This is a genomic window from Geodermatophilus chilensis (assembly GCF_002802985.1).
In the GTDB taxonomy this organism is placed as follows: domain Bacteria; phylum Actinomycetota; class Actinomycetes; order Mycobacteriales; family Geodermatophilaceae; genus Geodermatophilus; species Geodermatophilus chilensis.
Genome location: NZ_NVPT01000266.1, coordinates 1 through 4,273 on the forward strand (window position 1 = coordinate 1; position 4,273 = coordinate 4,273).

Consider the following 4,273-nt stretch of genomic DNA (forward strand, 5'->3'; position numbering starts at 1 on the left):
GGGCGGCGGCGAGGCCGACGGCGGCCAGCCCGGCGGCGGTGACGGCCAGGTGCCGCGGCCGGCGGCCCAGCGGCGCGTCGGCGCGCTCCCGCCAGCCGGGGCCGTGCAGCCGCCGCATGAGGACGTCGTCGGCGTTGCCCGCCTGCACGCGGACGCTGACCCAGCGGTCGACCGGGCGCACCGGGTGGGTGATCCAGCGCTGCCCGCGGACCAGCCGGGCGCCGGTGTCCATCACCCGCAGCGCCAGGTCGGAGTCCTCGCGGAAGGCGCGGGGGAAGCGCTCGTCGAAGCCACCCACCGCGGCCAGGGCGACGCGGCGGTAGGCGAGGTCGGCGGTGATCCAGGAGCTGGTGGCCAGGCCTGCGGTGCCGCGCTCCCAGTCGGTGGGCCGGCGGCCCTCGGGCAGCGGCACCCGCACCCGGCCCTGACTGCCGGCCACGTCGGCCGAGAGGTCGGAGAGGTCCTCGGCCAGCCGCTGGTACCAGTCGGGGTCGGGGACGACGTCGTCGTCGAGGAAGGCCACCCACTCGGTGCGCACGCTGCGCCAACCGAGGTTGCGGGCGCGGGCCGGACCACCGCCGCCGGTGCGCACCACGCGCACGGGCGGCAGGCCGGGCCGCTCGGGGCGCAGCGGCTCGCCGGCGGGCCGGTCGTCGACGAGCACCAGCTCGGCCGGGCGCGGCCCCGGGGCCTGCGCGAGCGCGTCGAGCAGCACGTCCAGCGACGGCCGGCCGACGGTCGGCACGACCACGGAGCACCGCTCGATCCCCACCTGCATGATCGCGTCCTGCCCGCCCCGGGTGGAGCGGAAACACTACGGGCTTGAAGTGAATGTGCGCCGCCGCCCGCAGCGTCGCCTTTCGCGCGCGAAAGGCGAGGTCAGCGGCGGGTGCGCGCCGCTGCGGAGACGCGGGCGAGGGCGTCGGTGACGACGGCGGCGTCGTCGCCCAACAGGGTGAGCAGGTGGGCCACCAGGTCGTCGTGGGTCGGGCGGGCCTCCTCGACCTTGGCCCGCCCGGCGGGGGTGAGCCGGGCGTGCAGCAGCCGCTTGTCACCCGACGAGCGCTCCCGGACGACGAGCCCCTCGGTCACCAGGCGGGTGACGGTGCTGGTCACCCCGGCGCGGGAGATGCCGAGCGCCTCGGCGAGCTCGCCCATCGTGGCCCGCTCGCCGGGCGCGTCGGCGATCCGGCGCAGCGCCTCGTAGCCGGTGAGCGAGAGGTCGTGCCGCCGGTGCAGGGCGGAGTCGACGCGGCGGGTGATGCGGTCGTGCACCTGCACGATGCGCAGCCAGGTCTCGGCCGGACGGGGGACCGCACCTGGGACGTCGGCCACGTCCCCGGGCACGGGCTCGGCGGGGAGGTCCGGAGCCAGGGCGTCCTCGGGGCGGGCCACCCGACCATCGTCGCCGACGGAGCGCTCAGGCGCTCCCGGTGGACGAGGGCGCGCGGCCCCGCACCCCCGGCCGCCGGCTCCCGGCGACGAGGGCGAGGCCGGCGCCCGAGGCGAGCAACGACCCGCCGGCGACCAGCAGCAGCCAGGGCACGCCGCCGGTGACCGCGGCGGCCTCCTGTGCGGCGACCGGGATGGCGGGCCTGCCGTCGGCGATGCCGGCCGGGGCGGAGCTGCTCGGGTCGGGCAGGCCCGGGACCGGCATGGGCACCACCTCGCCGGCCTGCGGGACCACCGCCGCGCCGCTGGGCGGGCTGATGGCCGCGCAGTCCTCGGCCGCCGGCCGGGTGAAGCTGTAGCCGGTCAGGTCGTCGACCCAGCCGGAGCCCGAGCCGTCGATGGCCTCGTACCGGAGGAACGGGTCGATCGTCTCGCCCCACTCGACCTCGCCGGTGCTCAGCACGACCACGGCGCCGGGCGCGACGTCGGCGGCGTCCTCCCCGGCGGGACGGCGTCCGGTGCCCAGGGTGACCGCGTAGCCGACGGTGCCGCCGGTGACCTCGACGACCACACCGCCGGGGCGGCAGCTGGGGCCGTGGGTGACGCGGGCGTCGGGGCGGGCGGCGTCGTCGACGGCGACCGCGGGCCCGGCGAGGGCGATGCCGGCGCACAGCAGGGCGAGCGCCATGACGACGACGGACGCCGGCCGGGTGGCCACCTGCACGTGCTGTTCCCCCTGGTTCTGCGCCGGCGCGCCCGCGGTGCGCCGGTGCCGACCATGATGCCGGGGCGAGCGCCGCGCCGACCCGGGGTTACCGACCGGTCGCGCGTGTCGTCACGGCGTGTCGGCAGAAAGTCGGATCGGGACCGCGCCACCGGCTGTGACCTGGCGCTCACTACGGTGTCCGCGTGGACTCAGCAGCGGGGACCGGCCGCCGCCGACAGGACGAGGTCTACCGCGCAGGGGTGTACGGCCGCCGGCCCCGGGTGCCCACCGCGGCCCGGACGCTGCAGCGGCGCGCGCGGGAGCGGCTCGGCACCCGCGCCTACTCCTACGTCGCGGGCGGGGCCGGGGACGAGGCGACCCAGCGGGCCAACCGCGCGGCGTTCGACCGGTGGGCCGTCGTCCCACGGGTGCTGCGGGACGTGAGCGTGCGGGACACCTCGGTCGAGCTGTTCGGACGGCGGCTGCCCGCACCCCTGCTGCTGGGTCCGGTGGGCGCGCTCGAGCTGGTGCACCCGGCGGCCGACCTCGCGGTGGCCCGCGCGGCGGCGTCCCTGGGCGTGCCGATGGTCTTCTCGAACCAGGCCTCGGTGTCGATGGAGGAGTGCGCCGCGGCCATGGGCGACTCCCCGCGCTGGTCGCAGCTGTACTGGTCGACGTCGGACGAGCTGGTGGAGAGCCTGGTGGGGCGCGCGGAGGCCAGCGGCTGCGACGCGCTGGTGGTCACCCTCGACACCACGATGCTCGGCTGGCGCCCGCGCGACCTGGACCTGGGCCACCTGCCGTTCGCACTCGGCAAGGGCATCGTGCAGTACACCTCCGACCCGGTGTTCCGCCGGCTGGTCGAGGAGCGGGCGGGTGCCGCTCCCGCGCCGGCCCGGGCGGGGGCCGCCGCGAGCCGGGACCGGCAGCCGCGCCCGACGCTGTCCGCCGTCCGGGCCCTGGTGGGCATGGCGCGGGCCTGGCCCGGTCCGCTGCTGGACAACCTGCGCTCGCCGCTGCCTCGCGCCGCGGTGGAGACGTTCCTCGCCATCTACTCCCGGCCCTCGACCACCTGGGCCGACCTCGCCTGGCTGCGGGCCCGCACCCGGCTGCCGATCGTGCTCAAGGGCGTGCTGCACCCCGACGACGCCCGGCGGGCGCTCGACGAGGGTGTGGACGGTCTGGTGGTCAGCACCCACGGCGGCCGGCAGGTGGACCGCTCCCTCGCAGCACTCGACGCCCTGCCCGACGTGGTGGCCGCGGTCGGCGACCGGGCGCCGGTGCTGCTCAACAGCGGGGTGCGCAGCGGCGCCGACGTCCTCACCGCGGTGGCGCTGGGTGCGCGGGCGGTGCTGCTCGGCCGGCCGTTCGCCTGGGGGCTGGCCCTGGGTGGCGAGGAGGGCGTGCGGCAGGTGGTGTCCGACGTGCTGGGCGAGTTCGACCTGACCCTGGGCCTGAGCGGCCACACGTCGGTCGACCAGCTCTCCCCGGAGGTGCTGCGCCGGGTCGGCTGAGCCCGGTCCTCGGGCACCGGCGGATCGGACGACACGCCGGGCCGGGGTTGACCCTCGGGAGTGGCCTGGGTCACAGTGGGGATGGGCGGGGGCAGCCGGCAACGAGTGGCCTCCCACTGCTGGGAGGACCGACCAACGCGGCCAGACCGTCAGGACCGGCCCCCCGCCCCTCATCCCTCCGCGACACCTCCCCCGGCGCTGTGGTCATCGTGCGACCCGGGCGCCTGACGCTCGGGCGGAGCGTCGGAGGTATCGCCTCCTCCCCCGGGGAGGCGCGCGATGACCGCCGTCCGGGCCGCACCCGCTGGGTGCTCGTCACGTCGCTGATCGACCTGGTGCTGGTGGCCTCGCCGCCTGGGATCCGTGGGGACCGACCCGCCGTCCATGACCTCCGCGGACCTCTCCCCCTGCCCCGCACTGTGGGCAGGGGCGGAGGTCCGCGGGGACCGGGTCAGACCCGGGGGACAGCCGCCGACGACGCAGGCATCGGGGCCGAAGTCGGCTCCGGGGTCGGCTCCGGGGTCGGCTGCGGTTCCGAGGACGGCGCGGGTCCCGGCGCGGCACCCGGCTCTGGGGTGGGTGGGATCGGCGCGGCGGGCGCCGTCTCCGGTTCTGGCGTGGGCGTCGGGGTGGGCCCCGGCTGGGTAGCGGGGGCCGGCGG

At 77.7% G+C, this 4,273-nt stretch carries 4 protein-coding genes; 1 reads left to right on the forward strand and 3 read right to left on the reverse strand.

What is annotated here, in order from left to right:
• The 3 genes from CNO22_RS25900 to CNO22_RS25910 all read right to left on the reverse strand — a co-directional run.
• The coding region (locus tag CNO22_RS25900) for a glycosyltransferase family 2 protein (RefSeq protein WP_157937136.1) at positions 1-778 on the reverse strand (778 nt) is incomplete at its 3' end.
• A gap of 101 nt (positions 779-879) precedes the next feature.
• A complete protein-coding gene (locus CNO22_RS25905) occupies positions 880-1,395 on the reverse strand; it encodes a MarR family winged helix-turn-helix transcriptional regulator (RefSeq protein WP_100502123.1) in 516 nt (171 codons plus the stop codon).
• A gap of 25 nt (positions 1,396-1,420) precedes the next feature.
• Positions 1,421-2,116 (reverse strand): hypothetical protein, encoded by a 696-nt coding sequence (locus CNO22_RS25910; RefSeq protein WP_100502124.1) that lies wholly within the window; start codon positions 2,114-2,116, stop codon positions 1,421-1,423.
• A gap of 185 nt (positions 2,117-2,301) precedes the next feature.
• Between CNO22_RS25910 and CNO22_RS25915 the strand changes: the two genes are divergently transcribed.
• Positions 2,302-3,612, forward strand: a complete 1,311-nt coding sequence (locus CNO22_RS25915) for an alpha-hydroxy-acid oxidizing protein (protein WP_100502125.1) — start codon at positions 2,302-2,304, stop codon at positions 3,610-3,612.
• Positions 3,613-4,273: the final 661 nt, after the last annotated feature.